Origin of the sequence: Micromonospora sp. DH13 (assembly GCF_020873825.1) — a bacterium.
Lineage (GTDB): Bacteria > Actinomycetota > Actinomycetes > Mycobacteriales > Micromonosporaceae > Micromonospora > Micromonospora haikouensis.
In genome coordinates this window covers 1-236 of the sequence record NZ_JAHWGR010000144.1, presented here as the reverse complement: position 1 = coordinate 236, position 236 = coordinate 1, and the positions used below count along the sequence as shown (strand labels likewise).

Sequence of the window (236 nt, the reverse complement as noted above, 5' to 3'; positions counted from 1 at the left end):
AACGACTGGGTCGACCTGGCCATCGACTTCCGCTACTTCTTCGCCCGCAAGACCATGTTCGTCAAGTACGCCCAGGCGTTCGTGGTGCTGCCCGGCGGGTTCGGCACCATGGACGAGCTGTTCGAGGTCTGGACGACCGCCACCCTCGCCCTGCACACCAAGCCGATGGTGCTGGTTGACGCGGACGGCTTCTACCGCCCCCTGCTCGACTGGCTCACCACTCTCACGGACCGCCA

Annotated in this window: 1 protein-coding gene; it reads left to right on the top strand. The window is 65.3% G+C overall.

All coding sequences use genetic code 11. The features are described from left to right. Positions 1–236, top strand: a 236-nt coding sequence (locus LPA42_RS33635; protein ID WP_228987163.1) for an LOG family protein, incomplete at both ends; no start/stop codon positions are given.